This is a genomic window from Parasaccharibacter sp. TMW 2.1891 (assembly GCF_023337675.1).
In the GTDB taxonomy this organism is placed as follows: domain Bacteria; phylum Pseudomonadota; class Alphaproteobacteria; order Acetobacterales; family Acetobacteraceae; genus Bombella; species Bombella apis.
The window spans coordinates 1,014,399-1,031,310 of the sequence record NZ_QORT01000001.1; the positions used below are offsets into that span (position 1 = coordinate 1,014,399).

15 protein-coding genes are annotated in these 16,912 nt (G+C 58.3%); 8 read left to right on the top strand and 7 right to left on the bottom strand.

Going from position 1 to position 16,912, the window contains the following annotated elements; translation table 11 throughout:
• Positions 1-42 precede the first annotated feature (42 nt).
• Positions 43-423 (top strand): glycerol dehydrogenase, encoded by a 381-nt coding sequence (locus tag DTJ15_RS04425; protein ID WP_227431441.1) that lies wholly within the window; start codon positions 43-45, stop codon positions 421-423.
• Positions 416-2,608 (top strand): pyrroloquinoline quinone-dependent dehydrogenase, encoded by a 2,193-nt coding sequence (locus tag DTJ15_RS04430; RefSeq protein WP_249109513.1) that lies wholly within the window; start codon positions 416-418, stop codon positions 2,606-2,608. The genes DTJ15_RS04425 and DTJ15_RS04430 overlap by 8 nt, the downstream gene beginning before the upstream one ends.
• A gap of 160 nt (positions 2,609-2,768) precedes the next feature.
• Here DTJ15_RS04430 and DTJ15_RS04435 read toward each other — a convergent pair whose 3' ends face one another.
• Positions 2,769-3,023, bottom strand: a complete 255-nt coding sequence (locus tag DTJ15_RS04435) for a hypothetical protein (protein ID WP_081563192.1) — start codon at positions 3,021-3,023, stop codon at positions 2,769-2,771.
• Between the two features lie 205 nt (positions 3,024-3,228).
• Here DTJ15_RS04435 and DTJ15_RS04440 point away from each other — a divergent pair, with 205 nt between their 5' ends.
• Entirely contained in the window at positions 3,229-3,972 is a 744-nt protein-coding gene (locus tag DTJ15_RS04440) for an orotate phosphoribosyltransferase (protein WP_052349051.1), read from the top strand.
• Positions 3,973-4,064: 92 nt separating this feature from the next.
• A complete protein-coding gene (murI, locus tag DTJ15_RS04445; protein WP_081563193.1) occupies positions 4,065-4,889 on the top strand; it encodes a glutamate racemase in 825 nt (274 codons plus the stop codon).
• Here murI and DTJ15_RS04450 read toward each other — a convergent pair.
• The 5 genes from DTJ15_RS04450 to fabI form a co-directional block, all read right to left on the bottom strand.
• Positions 4,886-5,953, bottom strand: a complete 1,068-nt coding sequence (locus DTJ15_RS04450) for a polyprenyl synthetase family protein (protein WP_373364575.1) — start codon at positions 5,951-5,953, stop codon at positions 4,886-4,888. The two genes, murI and DTJ15_RS04450, sit on opposite strands and share 4 nt — an antisense overlap.
• A gap of 213 nt (positions 5,954-6,166) precedes the next feature.
• Positions 6,167-7,189 (bottom strand): ribonucleotide-diphosphate reductase subunit beta, encoded by a 1,023-nt coding sequence (locus DTJ15_RS04455; RefSeq protein ID WP_043560023.1) that lies wholly within the window; start codon positions 7,187-7,189, stop codon positions 6,167-6,169.
• Positions 7,190-7,293: 104 nt separating this feature from the next.
• On the bottom strand, positions 7,294-9,201 hold the full coding sequence (locus DTJ15_RS04460; RefSeq protein WP_373364576.1) for a ribonucleoside-diphosphate reductase subunit alpha: 1,908 nt from the start codon (positions 9,199-9,201) through the stop codon (positions 7,294-7,296).
• A 198-nt stretch (positions 9,202-9,399) separates the two neighbouring features.
• Positions 9,400-10,494, bottom strand: coding sequence for a chorismate synthase (gene aroC, locus DTJ15_RS04465; protein WP_103765565.1), 1,095 nt, complete (start codon positions 10,492-10,494; stop codon positions 9,400-9,402).
• A 5-nt stretch (positions 10,495-10,499) separates the two neighbouring features.
• Positions 10,500-11,351, bottom strand: coding sequence for an enoyl-ACP reductase FabI (gene fabI / locus DTJ15_RS04470; protein WP_043560018.1), 852 nt, complete (start codon positions 11,349-11,351; stop codon positions 10,500-10,502).
• Positions 11,352-11,525: 174 nt separating this feature from the next.
• Here fabI and DTJ15_RS04475 point away from each other — a divergent pair, with 174 nt between their 5' ends.
• The 4 genes from DTJ15_RS04475 (at position 11,526) to DTJ15_RS04490 (ending at position 15,276) form a co-directional block, all read left to right on the top strand.
• On the top strand, positions 11,526-12,800 hold the full coding sequence (locus DTJ15_RS04475; protein WP_249109514.1) for a 3-deoxy-D-manno-octulosonic acid transferase: 1,275 nt from the start codon (positions 11,526-11,528) through the stop codon (positions 12,798-12,800).
• A gap of 44 nt (positions 12,801-12,844) precedes the next feature.
• Positions 12,845-13,780, top strand: coding sequence for a tetraacyldisaccharide 4'-kinase (lpxK, locus tag DTJ15_RS04480; RefSeq protein ID WP_232086360.1), 936 nt, complete (start codon positions 12,845-12,847; stop codon positions 13,778-13,780).
• A 30-nt stretch (positions 13,781-13,810) separates the two neighbouring features.
• The gene (locus tag DTJ15_RS04485) at positions 13,811-14,722 is read left to right on the top strand and encodes a lysophospholipid acyltransferase family protein (protein WP_249089866.1); all 912 of its coding nucleotides are present in this window, start codon (positions 13,811-13,813) and stop codon (positions 14,720-14,722) included.
• A 167-nt stretch (positions 14,723-14,889) separates the two neighbouring features.
• Entirely contained in the window at positions 14,890-15,276 is a 387-nt protein-coding gene (locus DTJ15_RS04490) for a hypothetical protein (protein WP_249109516.1), read from the top strand.
• Positions 15,277-15,376: 100 nt separating this feature from the next.
• Here the strand turns inward: DTJ15_RS04490 and DTJ15_RS04495 are convergent, their stop codons facing one another.
• Entirely contained in the window at positions 15,377-16,906 is a 1,530-nt protein-coding gene (locus tag DTJ15_RS04495; protein WP_249109517.1) for a penicillin-binding protein activator, read from the bottom strand.
• Positions 16,907-16,912: the final 6 nt, after the last annotated feature.

A 16,912-nucleotide genomic window follows, 5' to 3' on the forward strand; every position in this document is an offset into this window, starting at 1 on the left:
CCATGGTTTCCTGATATTTTCTGGTCAACTGGAGATGGAACTGTGTCTTTTCTCTCTTATCCCAATGAAAAACCCAAAGGCGCAGATATAGCCATCTGGGCATTTGCCCTGCTGATTCTGCTTTTCGGGCTTTATTTCGTCATTTTCGGCTCATGGCTCATTCTGCTGGGTGGGTCTTGGTATTACACCCTCTGCGGACTGCTCCTCTGCCTCTCAGGCATCTATCTTTTCCGCCAGAGCCCTGTGGGTGCCTGGACCTATCTTCTCGCCTGGGCCCTGACAATTCCCTGGACGATCTACGAGGTCGGTTTCAATTTCTGGGGATGGCTGCCGCGCCTCTTCGGGCCCACCCTGCTGGCCATCGTGGTCGCTGCTTTTCTTCCCCGTCTCCTCCGCAACCAGAAAGTCACTCCCGATGCGTAATCAAGTCCGTCTTCTTGGTCTCCTTCTGGGAGGTACCATCCTCGGCACATCACTATCCGCCGTAAAAGCCCAGGAGGCCGCCTCCCCCAGCACGTCTCACGAGACGGCACCTGCGGAGGAAACGGTTTCCACCATCTATCATCCCCCTGCTCCCAACACACCCCAGGCCACAGGCGTCAATGCCGCCAACCTGCCGGATATTGATGAGCTCCCCATCGACCAGCTCCCCCAGGCCGTCCCTCAGGAGAGTGCCAATCCCAAAGCTGAGGACTGGCCTGCCTATGGGCGGGACGACCGGGCCACACGCTATTCCCCGCTGACCCAGATCACACCGGAGAATGTCAGCAGGCTGCAACGGGCGTTCGTCTACCATACCGGAGTCCTGCAACCAAAAGGCAAACTGAATCGACTGGCGCCGGAAACGGCCCCCATCAAGGTGGGTGATTCCCTGTATCTCTGCTCCGCCACGAATGACATGATGCGTGTCGATGCCGCTACGGGGCAGGAAAAATGGCACTTCCATGCCCATGAAAGCTACGATGCCATTCCCTTCACCTCTGCCTGCAAATCCGTCACCTACTACACGTCATCCACCGCAGCGGATGGGCAGACCTGCCATAACCGCATCATTGAGGCCACGCTGGACAACCGGATGATCGCCGTTGATGCCGAAGATGGCAAACCGTGCGAGGCCTTTGGCCATGGCGGGCAGGTCAATCTCATGCAGGGCATGGGCTGGTCCGTGCCCCGTTTTGTTGGGGTGACCAGTCCGGTTCCCATCATCAATGGCGTGATCGTGGTCAATCATGAAGTGCTGGACGGTCAGCGCCGCTGGGCACCATCAGGCGTCATCCGGGGATATGATGCCGAAAGTGGGAAGTTCCTCTGGGCTTGGGATGTCAATAATCCGGACAACCACCACCAGCCGGACAAGGGCCATTATTACAGCCGTGGAACACCCAATTCATGGACGGCCATGACGGGCGACAATGCCCTAGGACTGGTCTATGTCCCCATGGGCAATTCCTCGGCTGACTATTACAGCGCCATGCGCAGCGATGCGGAAAACAAGGTGTCATCCGCCGTAGTGGCGCTTGATGTCCGCACGGGTGAACCCCGGTGGGTCTTCCAGACCGTCCACAAGGATGTCTGGGATTACGACATTGGTTCCCAGGCAACGCTGTTCGACTATCATGCCGATGACGGAAGCATCATCCCGGCCCTCATCATGCCTACAAAACGGGGCCAGACCTTCATCCTCGACCGTCGGACAGGCAAGCCGCTGCCAGACTTCCCCGTCGTGGAAAAACCGGCCCCCGCCGGTGTCATGAAGGATGATCCCCGTACGCCGACGCAGCCATGGTCTGTCGGGGTTCCCCGCCTCGGTTTTCCAGACCTGAAGGAATCGGACATGTGGGGCGTCTCGCCGCTGGACCAGCTGGCCTGCCGCATCAAGTTCCGTCGGGCCAGTTATGTTGGCGAGTTCACACCCCCTTCCCTCAAAAAGCCATGGATTGAATCCCCCGGCTATAATGGGGGCAGTGACTGGGGCAGCATCTCCTATAACCCGCAGACGGGCATCATGCTGGCCAACTGGAACAATGTTCCCATGTACAACCAGCTTGTGAACCGCAAAACGGCGGACCAGCTGCGACTGATCCCTGTGGATGTTCCCGAATACACGCCACGCCATGGCATGACAGCCGGCAATGCCGCCCAGGCTGAGACGCCGTATGGCACTCTGGTTGGTCCCTTCTGGAACGAATTCACGAGGGTAATGTGCAACGCACCTCCCTACGGCATGCTCACCGCCATTGATCTCAAGGCACACAAGGTTCTGTGGCAGCGGCCCTTCGGCTCGGCCCGTGCCAATGGTCCATGGGGGCTGCCGACAGGTCTGCCCATCGAAATCGGCACGCCAAACAATGGCGGGTCTGTCATGACGGCTGGCGGTGTGGCCTTCATCGGGGCGTCAACCGACAACCAGATTCACGCCGTCGACCTCAAGACAGGCAGGACACTCTGGACGGACGTGCTGCCCGGTGGAGGACAGGCCAACGCCATGACCTATGCCGTCAATGGTCGGCAATATGTCGCCATCATGGCCGGGGGGCACCACCTCATGGGGACACCTGTTTCCGATCAGCTGGTTGTCTATACCCTGCCAGAGCAGGCAACAAAATGATCTGCTCCCTCTGGCTGTCTGCTTCTCCGGACAGCCAGAGGGCCTGAGAGATTTGATCAAAACTGAAAATATCAAAAAAGCGGAGAGCCATCCGGCACCCCGCTTCATCATGTGTCTCTGGCCCAAAGAGCGAAGGACAGCATCAGGCCATGTTGTGGCTTCAATGTGGCCTGGTTGGAGGGCAGTTACAACCACGCGTAGGCGCAGCCGAACGCCGGACGATGTGATGATCTATCCACTCCGAGACGAGCAGCCGGGCTTCTGGCAGGGACGATTCTGGATGATGGATGCGATACAGGGTTGTGCAGGCAGCAAAAATACTCATCTCGCTTTGCCCCATATCATGCAGCTCCTGATAAGCTGTAATTACGGCGCGTTCGCATTTGCGACCAATGTGCCCGGTGTCGATTTTCATATCCCATAACCCCTACGATACCCTGTTTTCCCCAGGAAAAACCTCCATCAGGAAAGGCGGGCCACTATCATCAGCCCTACCAATAACAGAATAAAGCGTCACCAATAAGAGAATGGGCAAAAAAGACATCTTTGCCCTACCCCTCCTTCCTTCTAACGGGTAGATGTCTCCAAAGGAACCATTTTTCGAGATTACGGAGAGAATAATGCCTGCATCTGGCACAGCATCAAATCTGGGCATCCGCCCCACACAGTGGGACCGTGATGCTGCGCTGACAACGGCGCGCATTCTTCTGGAAATCAAAGCCATCAACTTCCGGCCCAGCGAGCCTTACACGCTGACATCCGGCTGGAAATCCCCCGTCTATATCGACTGCCGCAAGATCATCTTCTTCCCCCGCGCCCGCAAGAAACTGATGGAACTGGCCGTTGAAAAAATTGGCCGCCACATCGGCTATGAAAGCATTGATGCTGTCGTGGGCGGTGAGACGGCAGGTATTCCCTTCTCCGCCTGGATTGCTGACCGGCTGATGACACCAATGGCCTATGTGCGCAAGAAGCCTAAAGGCTTTGGCCGCAATGCACAGATTGAAGGTGACGTGCCAGAGGGCATGCGCACCCTGCTGGTAGAGGACCTGACAACAGACGGCGCCTCCAAGATCCGTTTTGCCAATGCCCTGCGTGAAGCAGGTGCCATCGTGGATCACACCTTTGTCGTCTTCTTCTACGGCGTCTTCCCCGGCGCCCAGAAAACCCTTCAGGACATGGGCATCAGCCTGCATGCACTCTGCACCTGGTGGGATGTACTGGAAGCCTGCGCCGATGGCCAATATTTCTCTGCCGAAGACAGCGCAGAAGTTCGCCGCTTCCTTGAGGACCCATGCAGCTGGTCCAAAGCCCATGGCGGTGTCGGCAGCGCAGAAGAAGCACTTGCCTTCAAACGGGGCTGACCGTTTCACACCCAGCCTGAAAAGGACGATGAACGGAGGGCAACCTTTCTCTCCTTTTCAGGCCCCACCATCACGTCTCAGCGGATACGCCCATGCCTGCACCATCCTCTCCCCGCATTCTGGTCTTTGATTCAGGCATCGGCGGGCTGGGTGTTGTTCAGGCGCTGCGCAGTCTGGCCCCTTCCCTGACAATAGACTACCTCGCCGATACGGCCCTGTTTCCCTATGGGGAACAGCCGGATGATATCCTGCGGGAGCGCATTGCCGACCTCGTCTGCAAGGCTTGCGATACACTGGAACCGGCTCTGGCCATCATTGCCTGCAACACGGCCAGCACCCTGGCACTGCCCATATTACGGGAGCGGCTCGATCTGCCTGTCGTAGGCTGTGTCCCGCCCATCCGCTGGGCCGGACGGGTCTCTGCCAGCCGCACCATCGGTCTGCTGGCTACAAGCGCCACGGCACGACGCCCCTATCTCAAACAGCTTCATGACGAATTTGCTGCCGATTGCCGACTGCTCATACATGGCTCCCGCCATCTGGCCAATCTGGCCGAGCGGGCTTTTCGGGGCGAGCAGCTGGATCCGGCTGAAGTGCAGCAGGAACTCGCATGCCTCTTTCAGCAGCCCGGTGGAAATGACATTGACGCTGTTGGGCTGGGCTGCACGCACTATACGTTTCTGCTACCCTACTTCCAGCGCCTCGGCCCTGCGGGCATCATGTGGCTGGACCCCGCCCCCGCCGTCGCCCAGCAGGCCCTCCGGCGGTTATGTGATGTAACGGAAGCCTCGCTTCCCGCCAGCCCGTCCAGCCCGGCGGACCGCTTCTTCCTGACAGCTCATCCACAGAACGGAGAGGAGCTTGCCAGAAACATCGCCTGGCTGGGATTCGCCAATGGCTGGGACGTTTTTTCTTAACGGGCCCGCTCGACCGTATAAAGCACCGTCTCACGCAGCAGATTTTTCAACCCGCTCTCCGGGAAACAGGACAACGCCTCCACGGCCTGCGCCGCATAATCCCGGGCCTTTTCAATCGTCTTACGGATGGCATCCCTCCGGGCAATGATCTCCAGAGCATGAGGCAGATCAGCCTCTGTCTGCTCATTATCCTCGATCACACGTTTCCAGAACTGGCGTTCTTCCTCCGTACCCTGCTCATATGCAGCCAGCACCGGGAGCGTGATCTTCCCTTCACGGAAATCATCCCCGACCGTCTTCCCCAGCACCTGCTGATCCGCTGCATAATCCAGCGCATCATCCACAAGCTGGAAGGCCATACCCAGGCTGGTTCCGTACTGCTCCAGCGCCAGCTCAGCCTCACGACCATGCCCGGCCACGACGGCGCCTACCCGACAGGCCGCCGCAAACAGGGCCGCCGTCTTGCCATGGATGACCTCCAGATAACGCTCTATCGGGGTAGAAAGATCATTCTGGGTGGACATCTGGAGAACTTCACCTTCAGCAATCGTTGCCGAAGCAGCTGAAAGAATGGCCATGACCTCCAGCGATCCATCCGCCGTCATGAGCTGAAACGAGCGGGCAAACAGGAAGTCCCCCACCAGCACGGAAGCCTTGTTGCCAAAAAGGGCATTAGCAGAGGCCATGCCACGCCGCAGCGTGCTTTCATCCACCACATCATCATGCAGCAGCGTTGCTGTATGGATGAACTCCACACAGGCCGCCAGGCCGATATGGCGTGTTTCCCCCTCCTTCTCCCCATAACCACAAAGACGGGCAGAAGCGAGCGTCAGCAATGGACGCAGCCTCTTTCCACCAGCCGCCACGAGATGCGCTCCCAGCTGGGGAATCAACGGAACAGAGCTCTGCATCCTGTCAATGATGGCCTGATTGCAGGCTGTCATGTCATCGGCCAGATAGGCGGAAAGGGCCTTCAGGGCATCTTCCCCTTTGACCTCTCTACCCGCAGCCTCACCGCCAGATACAGTGTTGGGCTCTGATGAGGAAGAAACCAAAACGCACAACTCCAGTTCTCCCTGCTCCAGCACGCTGGAGCAGACAGTCTCGGGCGGCTGCCTTTCCTCCGGGATACGTCTTCTCAGAACGTATGGCCGGGCAGAACGCAGCCCATACCCCTATTAGAAAATACTTCCGTCCATATGAGCAGCAAAGCAGGCCCGGTCAAGACAGCCCTGTCATAAACCATTCAGATAACGGGTAATTTCCCTGCTTTCCTCTCAGGAGAACACACCACTTTCGAAGGCATCTTCCCATGTCCCCTGCGTGGAAGCACGGGAATATTCAGTCGCACGATTCTCGAAGAAATTCGTATGTTCCACCGCATTGAGCATGTCATCCACCCATGGCAGCGGATTTTCCTCGATGCCATAGATCGGGTCCAGACCAAGCTGGATCAGCCGGCGATCAGCAATGAAGCGGATGTAGCGCTCCACCTGCCCGGCAGACAGGCCCTCCACAGGCCCCATTTCGAAGGCCAGTTCGATGAAGGCATCCTCGTGGGCGACTGTCTGACGGCAGATTTCCACCAGTTCAGCCCGGAATTCTTCCGTCCAGAGTTCCGGATTTTCCCGGATGAAGGTGCGGAAAAGCCGGATCATGGAGAGGCAGTGCAGCGTTTCATCACGCACGGACCATGAAACGATCTGTCCCATCCCCTTCAGCTTGTTGAAGCGGGGGAAATTCAGCAGGATGGCAAAAGACGCAAACAGCTGGAGACCCTCCATGAAGGCTCCGAAGGCTGCCATCGTCTTGGCAACATCCCGCTTGCTGTTGATGTTGAAGGACTGCATGAAATCATACTTGTCCTTCATTTCCTTGTATTTCAGGAAGGCGGAATACTCCGTCTCCGGCATCCCGATCGTATCCAGCAGGTGGGAATAGGCCGCAATATGGATGGTCTCGATGTTCGAGAAACAGGAGAGCATCATCAGGACCTCGGTCGGCTTGAAGACCTGACTGTAATACTTCATGTAGGCGGAGTTCACTTCCACGTCCGCCTGCGTGAAAAAGCGGAAAATCTGCGTGACGAGATTCTGCTCGGCCTCTGAAAGTTTACGGTGCCAGTCCTTCACATCCTCGGCCAGCGGAACTTCCTCCGGCAGCCAGTGCAGACGCTGCTGGGTCAACCAGGCATCATAGGCCCAAGGGTAGCGGAATGGCTTGTAAACCGGGTTTTCAACCAGAAGATTGGCCTGCTCGGCCGCTTCCGGGGCCGGCGGCAATGGAGTGCCATCTGTCATCTCGCGAAACCTTTTTCCCTTGAGACACAGCCCTTCCAGGCTGAATCCCTCCAATATCCAGAGATGAGGCCATGCCGGGCAGGCCCCACCTCACACCCTCCGCCTTACTGGCAGGAGAGACATTCCTCATAACTCCCGGCACCACTCTCCGCATGGCGTGGCGTAGCCTGCGGAAGATGATCGTCATCCCCCTCCATGATGTCACGCTTCACGGCAACATTGGACACCGTATCGGCCCTCTGGATGGAAAGGGAACGGCAATAATACAGCGATTTGACGCCCTTCTTCCATGCCTCGTAATGGATGCGGACAAGGTCACGCTTGTGCACATCCGCCGGCAGGAACAGATTGACCGACTGCGACTGGCAGATGAACGGAGCACGGTCGGCAGCATGCTCAATCACCCAGCGCTGGTCAATCTCGAAGGCCGTTCTGAAAACATCTTTCTCATCCTGTGTCAGGAAATCGAGATGCTGTACGGACCCCTTGCTCAATGTGATGGAAGACCAGACCTCATCCGTATCCCGCCCATACTTCTGGAGCAGCTTCGCCAGATGGCGGTTCCGCACCGTGAAGGAGCCGGACAGTGTCTTCTGGAGAAACACGTTGGCACTGATGGGATCAATCCCCGGGCTGGCATTGCCCGCAATGATGGAAATGGACGCTGTCGGCGCCACGGCCATCCTGTTGGAGAACCGTTCCTGAAAACCATATTCTTCAGCATCCGGACACGGGCCCCGTGTCTTTGCCAGCTCGCGGGATGCCTCAGCCGTCTGCTTCGAGATATGCTCAAAGAACTTCTTGTTCCACACCTTCGCCATGACACTACCAAAGGGCACCATCCTGGACTGAAGGAAGGAATGGAAACCCATCACACCCAACCCGACCGACCGCTCCCGCATGGCGGCATAACGGGCATGGGCCATGTCATCCGGCGCATTGTCGATGAAGTCCTGCAGCACATTGTCGAGGAACAGCATCACATCCTTGATGAAGTGCGGGTCATCTTTCCATTCATCCCAATATTCCAGATTCAGGGATGAAAGACAGCAGACAGCCGTACGGGTCTTGCCATGATGGTCAATCCCCGTCGGCAGGGTGATCTCGGCACAGAGGTTGGAGGTCTTCACCTCCAGTCCTGCCAGCCTGTGATGTTCCGGCCGGGCACGGTTCACCGTGTCCGAAAACACGATGTAGGGCTCGCCCTGTTCCATGCGTGCTGTCAGAAGGCGTATCCACAGGCCACGGGCCGACACCTTGCGAATGACGCTATGATCCTTGGGGGAAACGAGTGGCCATTCCTCATCACCCGCCACGGCCCGCATGAAATCGTCCGTCAGCAGCACACCATGATGCAGATTGAGGGCCTTGCGGTTGGGATCACCACCAGTGGGACGGCGCATCTCGATGAATTCTTCAATCTCGGGATGCCAGATAGGCAGATAAACTGCAGCGGAACCACGCCGCAGGCTGCCCTGGCTGATGGCGAGCGTCAGGCTGTCCATCACCCGAATGAAGGGAATCACACCGGATGTTTTACCATTCCGGCCGATATTCTCCCCGATAGACCGCAGATTGCCCCAATAGGAACCAATCCCCCCTCCTTTGGCAGCCAGCCAGACATTCTCATTCCAGAGCCCGACAATCCCCTCGAGACTGTCCTCCGATTCATTGAGAAAACAGGAAATCGGAAGACCACGATTCGTCCCGCCGTTGGAAAGAACAGGTGTGGCTGGCATAAACCAGTGCTGGGACATGTAATCGTAAATACGCTGTGCATGCCCCTCATCAGCTCCATACCGGGATGCCACGCGCGCAAACAGCCCCTGATATGTCTCACCTTCCAGCAGGTAGCGGTCATCCAGAGTGGCACGACCGAAGTCTGTCAGGCGCTCGTCACGTTCCGGCGTCGTCCGCACAGGCGGATGCCCCGGCAGCTGAACAACATTGGGGAAGAGCTCGGGTTCTTCTGTCCCACCCAACGGGTGAGCGAACGTCTGCGCATCATGCATGGTCATGAATCGAGCCCCTCATTTCGGCATCATTTTCGGCTTAAACAGTCCTCCCATCTCCCATGGATGAAGGGCATATTTCAAGGCTTGTTTTTCGTCAGGTTTTATGCATTTTCGCATATATAGGGTTAACCCGTTCACAATGAACACTATATATTGTAACGAGCTCTCACCCTTCCTGCTGAATAACAACAGTTTTCAGAGCCACCCACACTGGGCATGGTTACGCAGCAACTGGTCCGCCAGGATGCAGGCCATCATGGCCTCGGCCACCGGTACGGCCCGGATGCCGATGCAGGGGTCATGCCGCCCCTTTGTCCGGACATCCACCGCCTCACCATCCCGCGTGATACTCGGTACGGGCAGCAATATGGAGCTGGTTGGTTTGATCGCCATGCGGGCCACGATAGGCTGCCCCGTGGAGATACCCCCTAGAATACCCCCGGCGTGATTGCTGAGAAATACAGGCTCCATCGGATTATCGGAGGGACGGATGGGATCCGCATTTTCCTCGCCATGGAGGGCGGCAACCCCCATGCCATCACCAATCTCGACCGCTTTCACACCGTTGATACCCATGAGGCCGCCAGCCAGTTCGGAGTCCAGCTTGCCATAAACAGGCGCCCCCAGCCCGGCAGGAACGCCTTCCGCCACGACCTCCAGCGTCGCACCGATGGAGGATCCGGACTTTCTCACCTCTTCCAGCTGCTCGCTCCACGCCGGAACGATTCCCGCATCTGGAGAGAAGAACGGATTCCGTTCCACCTCATCCCAATCCCAGCGTTCCCTGTCCACGGACTGCCCACCAATACCCGTAAGGGCGCCACGGATGAGCAGCTGCGGCCCGACAAGCTCCCGCAGGATGACCCGTGCCACGGCTCCCGCTGCGACACGCATGGCCGTCTCCCGTGCGGAAGACCGCCCGCCACCACGATAGTCACGGATGCCGTACTTCAGATCATAGGCAATATCTGCATGGCCAGGCCGATACTGCCGGGCAATCTCCCCATAATCCCGGGACCGCTGATCCGTATTCTCAATCATCAGGGAAATGGGGGTGCCCGTCGTCTGCCCCTCAAACACCCCGGAGAGAATCCGCACCTCATCCGGTTCACGCCGCTGCGTCGTGTAACGGGACTGGCCCGGCCGCCTTTTCTCCAGCCAGGGCTGAATGTCATCCTCCGACAGTTTCAGGCGTGGCGGACAGCCATCAATCACGCAGCCAATCGCTGGACCGTGGCTCTCTCCCCATGTCGTAACACGTAGCAGACGCCCAAAACTGTTTTCAGACATTATTCTTATTCCCCAGAGGAGAGGCTCATGTCGGGAGCTTCCGGGTTCTTCATGCCAATGATGTTGTAACCGCAATCCACGTGATGCACCTCACCCGTCACACCGCTGGAAAGATCTGACAGCAGATACAGGCCGGAACCACCGACATCCTTCAGGGACACATTGCGCTCCATCGGAGCATTGACCTGATTCCAGCGCAGAATGTAGCGGAAGTCCCCGATGCCATTGGCTGCCAGTGTCATGATCGGTCCGGCAGAAATGCCGTTCACACGGATATCATCACGACCCAGATCCACCGCCATGTAACGGACGGAGGCTTCAAGTGCTGCCTTGGCAACACCCATCACATTATAATGCGGCATGACACGCTCTGCCCCCAGATAGGTCAGGGTCAGCAGGGAGCCACCGGCATTCATCATGGCCGCAGCCCGACGGGCCACTGCCGTGAAAGAGAAGCAGGAAATATCCAGCGCCTGGAGGAAAGCCTCACGGGGGGTATCCACATAGCGCCCGCGCAGATACTGCTTGTCAGCCCAGCCAATGGCATGAACGACAAAGTCGATCTTGCCCCAGGCCTTCTCGACCTCATCGAACGTGGCATTGATGGCAGCGTCATCACTCACATCACAGGGCAGGACCATGGTGGACCCCACACTTTCTGCCAGCGGACGTACACGCTTGCCCAGAGCCTCACCCTGATAGGTGAAGGCGATTTCAGCCCCCTGGTCCGCACAGGCCTTGGCAATGGCCCAGGCAATGGAGTTCTTGTTTGCCACACCCATGACAACACCACGCTTGCCAGCCATGAGTGTTCCCTTGGCTGTTTCCTGCTGCGTGTGCGCTTCCGTTTCTGACATGGTCAGCCCCCTTGAGGATAATCCTGGATATATAATAAGTGGGTCATCTCGTCGCACAAGGCTGGCCACTCGGCAAGGCCCTCCCGTCACGAGGAAAACGTTTTTACGCTTCCCTCTGCGTTGTGCTGGGGAGATGATGCGAAAATGCACCACCCGTGCCGCATGGAACACGCAATGGGCCGTTACCCTTCCTTCACGCCTCTGGCCGCCCCCCTTCTCACAATATGGTCGCTGATCGGCCATGCCGCCATGCCATGGCTCCGCCGTCATGCCCGCAAAAGGCTGCAGCAGGGCAGGGAAAACAGAACCCGCCTGCCAGAACGTTTCGCCCGGGCAGGAATGCCCCGCCCCTCCCATGACGGACCGCTCCTTTGGGTTCATGCTGCCAGTGTGGGAGAAAGCCGGTGCATCCTGCCTGTTGTCAGTCAGCTTCTGGCAGACAGCCCAAAGCTGACCATCCTCATGACAACAGCCACCCTGACCGGTGGAGAAACGGTCGCCGCCCATCCGGCCAGTCACACGGGGCGGCTGATCCATCAGCTCATCCCCTATGATGCCCCGCATCTCCTTGAGCGTTTCATGGCATACTGGCAACCGATCGGGCTGGTTCTTACGGAAAGTGAACTCTGGCCGGGCCTGCTCTGCCTGAGCCGACAAAAAAAACTGCCTGTCATGCTGCTCAATGCACGTCTCTCGCCCCGTTCTGCCGCACGCTGGCGGTGGGCATCACCCCTGCTGCGCCACCTCCTGGAAGCCTGCCACTGGATCATGCCCCGAAGCATGGATGATGCGCAGGCTTTTGCCCGATTCGGAATCGGGCCACTCCTGCCCCCGGCGGATCTGAAAGAAGATTCGCCCCCTCTGCCCTTTGATGCATCCGAGGCTGTCACCCTGCGCAGGCAACTTGGGGAACGCTCCATTTTTGTGGCGGCTTCCACGCATCCGGGCGAAGAAGAGATCATCATTGCAGCCGCCCGGCAGGCCAAAAAAGAACGCCCTGACCTGCTCACCGTCATCATCCCCCGTCATCCTGAAAGAGGCAAAGAACTGGCCCAGACCCATCAGGCTCCCTGCCGTTCCAAGGGACAGGTTCCTGGAGGTGGGGATGATGTATGGATCATCGACACGCTGGGAGAAGTCGGCCTCTTCTTTCAGCTTGCCGAGCGGGTCTTCATCGGCAATTCCCTTGTCCCACCCGGAGGAGGCCACAACCCTCTGGAATCCCTCCATTTCCGCCGCCCTACGGCCATCGGTCCATACATGCAGAACTGGACAGCACTCTGCGCCCGTCATGCAGGCTCACTCCATCCTGTTGAGCATCAGGAGGCACTCGCACGCTGGCTGAAAGCCCGCCATCTTCCCAGCCCCAGGCCCCCTCAGCAGAATCAGGCAGGCAGGCAGGCAATTCGCCTTATTAAGGACACAATTTTGACTAAAAAGGCATTTTGATGAAACTGACGGCCCCTTCTTTCTGGCAGACCCCTGCCCCGACCATGCTTTCCAATCTTCTTTTGCCTTTCAGTAAAGTGACGGGGTTCGTCGCCAGGCAACGTCAGACCCAGCCTTCACTCAGGCTGCCCGTTCCTGTTCTATGCTGTGGAAACATCACCGTAGGCGGAACTGGCAAAACGCCCATGAGCCTCCATCTGCTCCAAAAGCTGATCCAGAGAGGACGGACTCCCCATGCCCTAACCCGTGGTCACGGTGGCCGGTCCAAAAAGACAGGACTGATCTCCCCCACACTGGACAGGGCCGTTGATGTCGGCGATGAAACCATCCTGCTCGCCCGCCTTGCCCCCACATGGCGAGGACCGGACCGCAGAGCCAATGCCCTGCGGGCCATCGAAGCAGGGGCAGACTGCCTGGTCATGGATGACGGTCTACAGGACCCTTCCCTCCACAAAGACCTCTCCCTGCTGGTCATTGACGGTCCGGCGGGGCTGGGCAACCAGCGCCTGCTTCCTGCCGGGCCATTGCGGGAATCACTTCCTGATCTCCTGCCCCGGCTACACGCCACTGTCATCCTCGGTGACGACCGCCAGCATATCGCCGGGCAGCTGCCTCCGTCCCTTCCTGTCCTGAAAGGAACCCTCTCCCCTGGCACCGCCATCCAGAAGCTGCGGGGCTATCAGCTCATTGCCTTTGCCGGGATCGGTCGCCCCCAGAAATTCTTCTCCACCCTTCAGGATGCAGGCCTTACCCTGTTGCGGACTCTCACATTCCCTGACCATCACATCTACTCGGCCCGTGAACTGAAGAAACTGGCCCAGCTGGCCCATATGCCAGAGACCGTTCTGGTCACGACGGAAAAAGATTTTGTAAAACTGCCCCCACTCTTCCAGAATTTCGTGGTTAGCCTTGATGTTGAACCCCGATGGAGCAACCCTAGGCTGATGGATGAACTTCTTGACCACTTTCTGGCAGAGTAACTGCCCCTCTCATGTCCCGGCCCCGCACCCATGAAACATTATCTTGAGGCATGGGGCCTGAAGGGGCTTCTCTGGTTTGCCAGCAAGCTGCCTGCGGGTCTGTCTTCCCGTTTGGGAGGAACCGTGGCGGCTCTTGTCGGGCCGTGCCTTCCCTCATCCCGCATTGCCGACATCAACCTGCACCGTGCCTTTCCCACGATGGACCGAAAGACACGCCGGAGGCTCGTCAGAGGCTGCTGGTGGAACATTGGCAGCACATTGGGAGAACTCCCCCACCTTCCTGACCTGCCGGAAGGGGCTGCTACAGGTCCCGGCTGGCGTGTCCTGAATGATGAACTCCTGCACCAGGCCCGCAAAAGCGGGCGCCCTGTCATTTTCTTTTCAGGCCATCTCGGCAACTGGGAACTCATGCCCCTGATTGTTGCCCGTTATGACATGGCTTTTTCCCCTTTCTACCGTGCCCCCAACAACCCTCTGGTTGACCAGCTGCTCTGTCGGCTGCGACGCCACATTGTCGGCACACCCGTTTCATTCTTCCCAAAAGGGAAGCAGGGAGCACGGGATGCTGTCCGCCATCTCGCCAGAGGTGGATATCTTGGCGTGCTGGGGGACCAGAAAATGAACGATGGGATTGAGGTTTCCTTCTTCGGCCATCCTACCATGACAGCCCCGGCTGCTGCGGCCCTGGCCCTCAGATTCGATGCTCTGATCATTACAGGGCATGTCTGGCGGGAAGGCCCGGCCCGTCTGGTTCTGGAGGTGGGGTCCTGCCTTGACCCGAAAGATCATGCCAGCACAGCCCGTTCCCGCCATGACATGATTCGTCACCTGACCCAGCTCCTGAATGATGAGCTGGAACAATGGATTACGAAACGCCCGGAAAACTGGCTCTGGTTGCATCGGCGGTGGGCAAAATCCTGTTACCGGAATAAGAAAAAGTAAATTTTACCTAGCCATGCGTCCGAAACATGGTAGGATTGCAAAATGAGAACAAGATCATAGCAGCCAAGCCTTCCTGTTCAGTTTTCAGATAGCGCGCTTCGGCACCATGGGTTGTTCTGATTGTGATGCAGCAGGGGTTTCCCTGTTCCCATGAAGGAGATGCTGACATGGCTCAGAAAGCATTCCGCGTGGCAGAACGCGCCACGGCCCCCTCCTCCAGCGCCCGGGAACATGCGGGCGGTGTTGTCGTCCCGTTCCGCCAGAAGCTCCTTTCCCATCATCGCCACTACCTGGCCACATGGCTCATTGCCAGCGAGAAAATGGGCATTCTTGATGCCTCCATTGAATCATCTCCGGACCAGCAGACAGCCGATCCCAGCCTGGTGGTCATCTGGGTTCGGGAAAATGCCGACCCTGCCTACCTCATCAGCCTGCGTGGTCCCTACTGGGTTCTCACGGACTGCCTGAGAGACAACGAGCTTGGCCGTTACCGGACCTTCTCCGAAGCACTTCATACCATCCGTCCCGTTCTGCCCCTGCATGCATCAGCCTGACATGACGTCCTGCTGAAGCGATTTTTCGTCCTACAGAAAAACCCCGTCTGACATGCAGACGGGGTTTTTCCCATGGAAGCAGGCAAAAAGCCAAAACCTGTCAGGGTGTTGAGGACGTGCCGCTCCCAGCACCCGCATGACGGGATGGCGACCAGACCGCCACATCAGGAGCGGCCGGTTTCTTCCCAGCCTGAGCCTGTGCCGGTACTGCTCCAGCTGTCTGCTTTGCAGGTGACCATACGGCCATATCAGCCGATGCCGAGGCAGTCCCCCGCCCCGGCACGGCCGGCCCTATGGAAAGAGATGATGGCGATGTCAGATCACGGGAGGCTGGGACGATCAGCTGGCTGCCCCCACCCGGAGCAATCTGATAGATGCCCAGCGCCCGAATCATCCGGCCATCCGGACGCAGATGGAAGAGACCATTCACGCCCAGATAGCCTTCACGCTGGGTCAGTGTTGCCACATTCAGCTTGTTCTGGCGGATCAGGGCGCCAGCCAGGGCGGCCGCATCGTAGGCAAAATCTGCGACAGGAGAAGGCTTCTGCTGATAGGCATTCTGATAACTCTGCACATAGCCACTGCGCTGTTTCTCATCAAACGCCACATACCAGGCACCGCGCAGGTCCCCCAGTTTGGCGTCAAAGGAACGCCAGAGCATCGGACCAAGAATACGAACCTGAGGAACCAGAAGCTGGTTGTTCTTCAGCGCATCGATCACACGGGCCAGATCCAGCCCGGTATCACCCAGAAGCAGGGCATCAAATGGCGGCGGGCTGACCTCCGAAGGGGCCGAAGCGGTCTGATCCTTCTGGGCTGGCCGGGAGGAAGAAACCGTCATTTCATCACCCTCATTCAGAGGGTCAATGGCAGAAGGTCCGCTCTCCGCCGTGGCCGCCCCCTGTGCAGTACCGGCAGATGCAACCGGCCGACGGCTCAGCTGCGCCATTTTCTGCGTGATGTCATTGATGTCACTGCTGTGGAACGTAATCTGCGGGACATCCAGCCCAGCCTCCTGACAGGCCAGGGTCAGCCCTTCCCCCATGGCGTGCCCCAGCGCCGTATCTGGCAGAAACGCAGCAAAACGCTTCCGTCCTTCTACCCGGGCAGCGTCAACAAGACGACGAACCTGCTGCTCTGGCGTCAGTCCCATGACCCAGACACCCGGTCTGGCCTGAGCCACATCACTGGTGAAAGCCAGCTCCGGCACATTCGCTGGCTGCAGGACAGAGGACACGGCCTGCGTATCACCTGCCGTAAGCGGCCCCAGAACAATACTGTCTCCGGCCTCCAGAGCCTGCTGGGCGGCATGGGCAGGCCCTGCTGGCTGGGCACTGTCAAATACATCCATGGGAGGAGGCTGGTTGTCCGGCAGAGCCAGCCGGGCCGCATCCCTCAGGCGCAGGCCGATGGCAGCATGAGGGCCACTCAACGGTACGATCAGCCCGACACGGGCTGGTTTTTCCACTGGCTGCGGAGCGGCTGCCACCGGGGCCAGTTTCCTTTCATGACCATTTTCCCCGGAGCAGGCTCCCAGAAACATGAAAATACCAACGGCCAATGCTGCCTGGCCGTTTCCTCTCTTGCCGCGCCCCTGCCCACCACGGCTATAAAGGCCAGAGCGGCTCATTGAGGA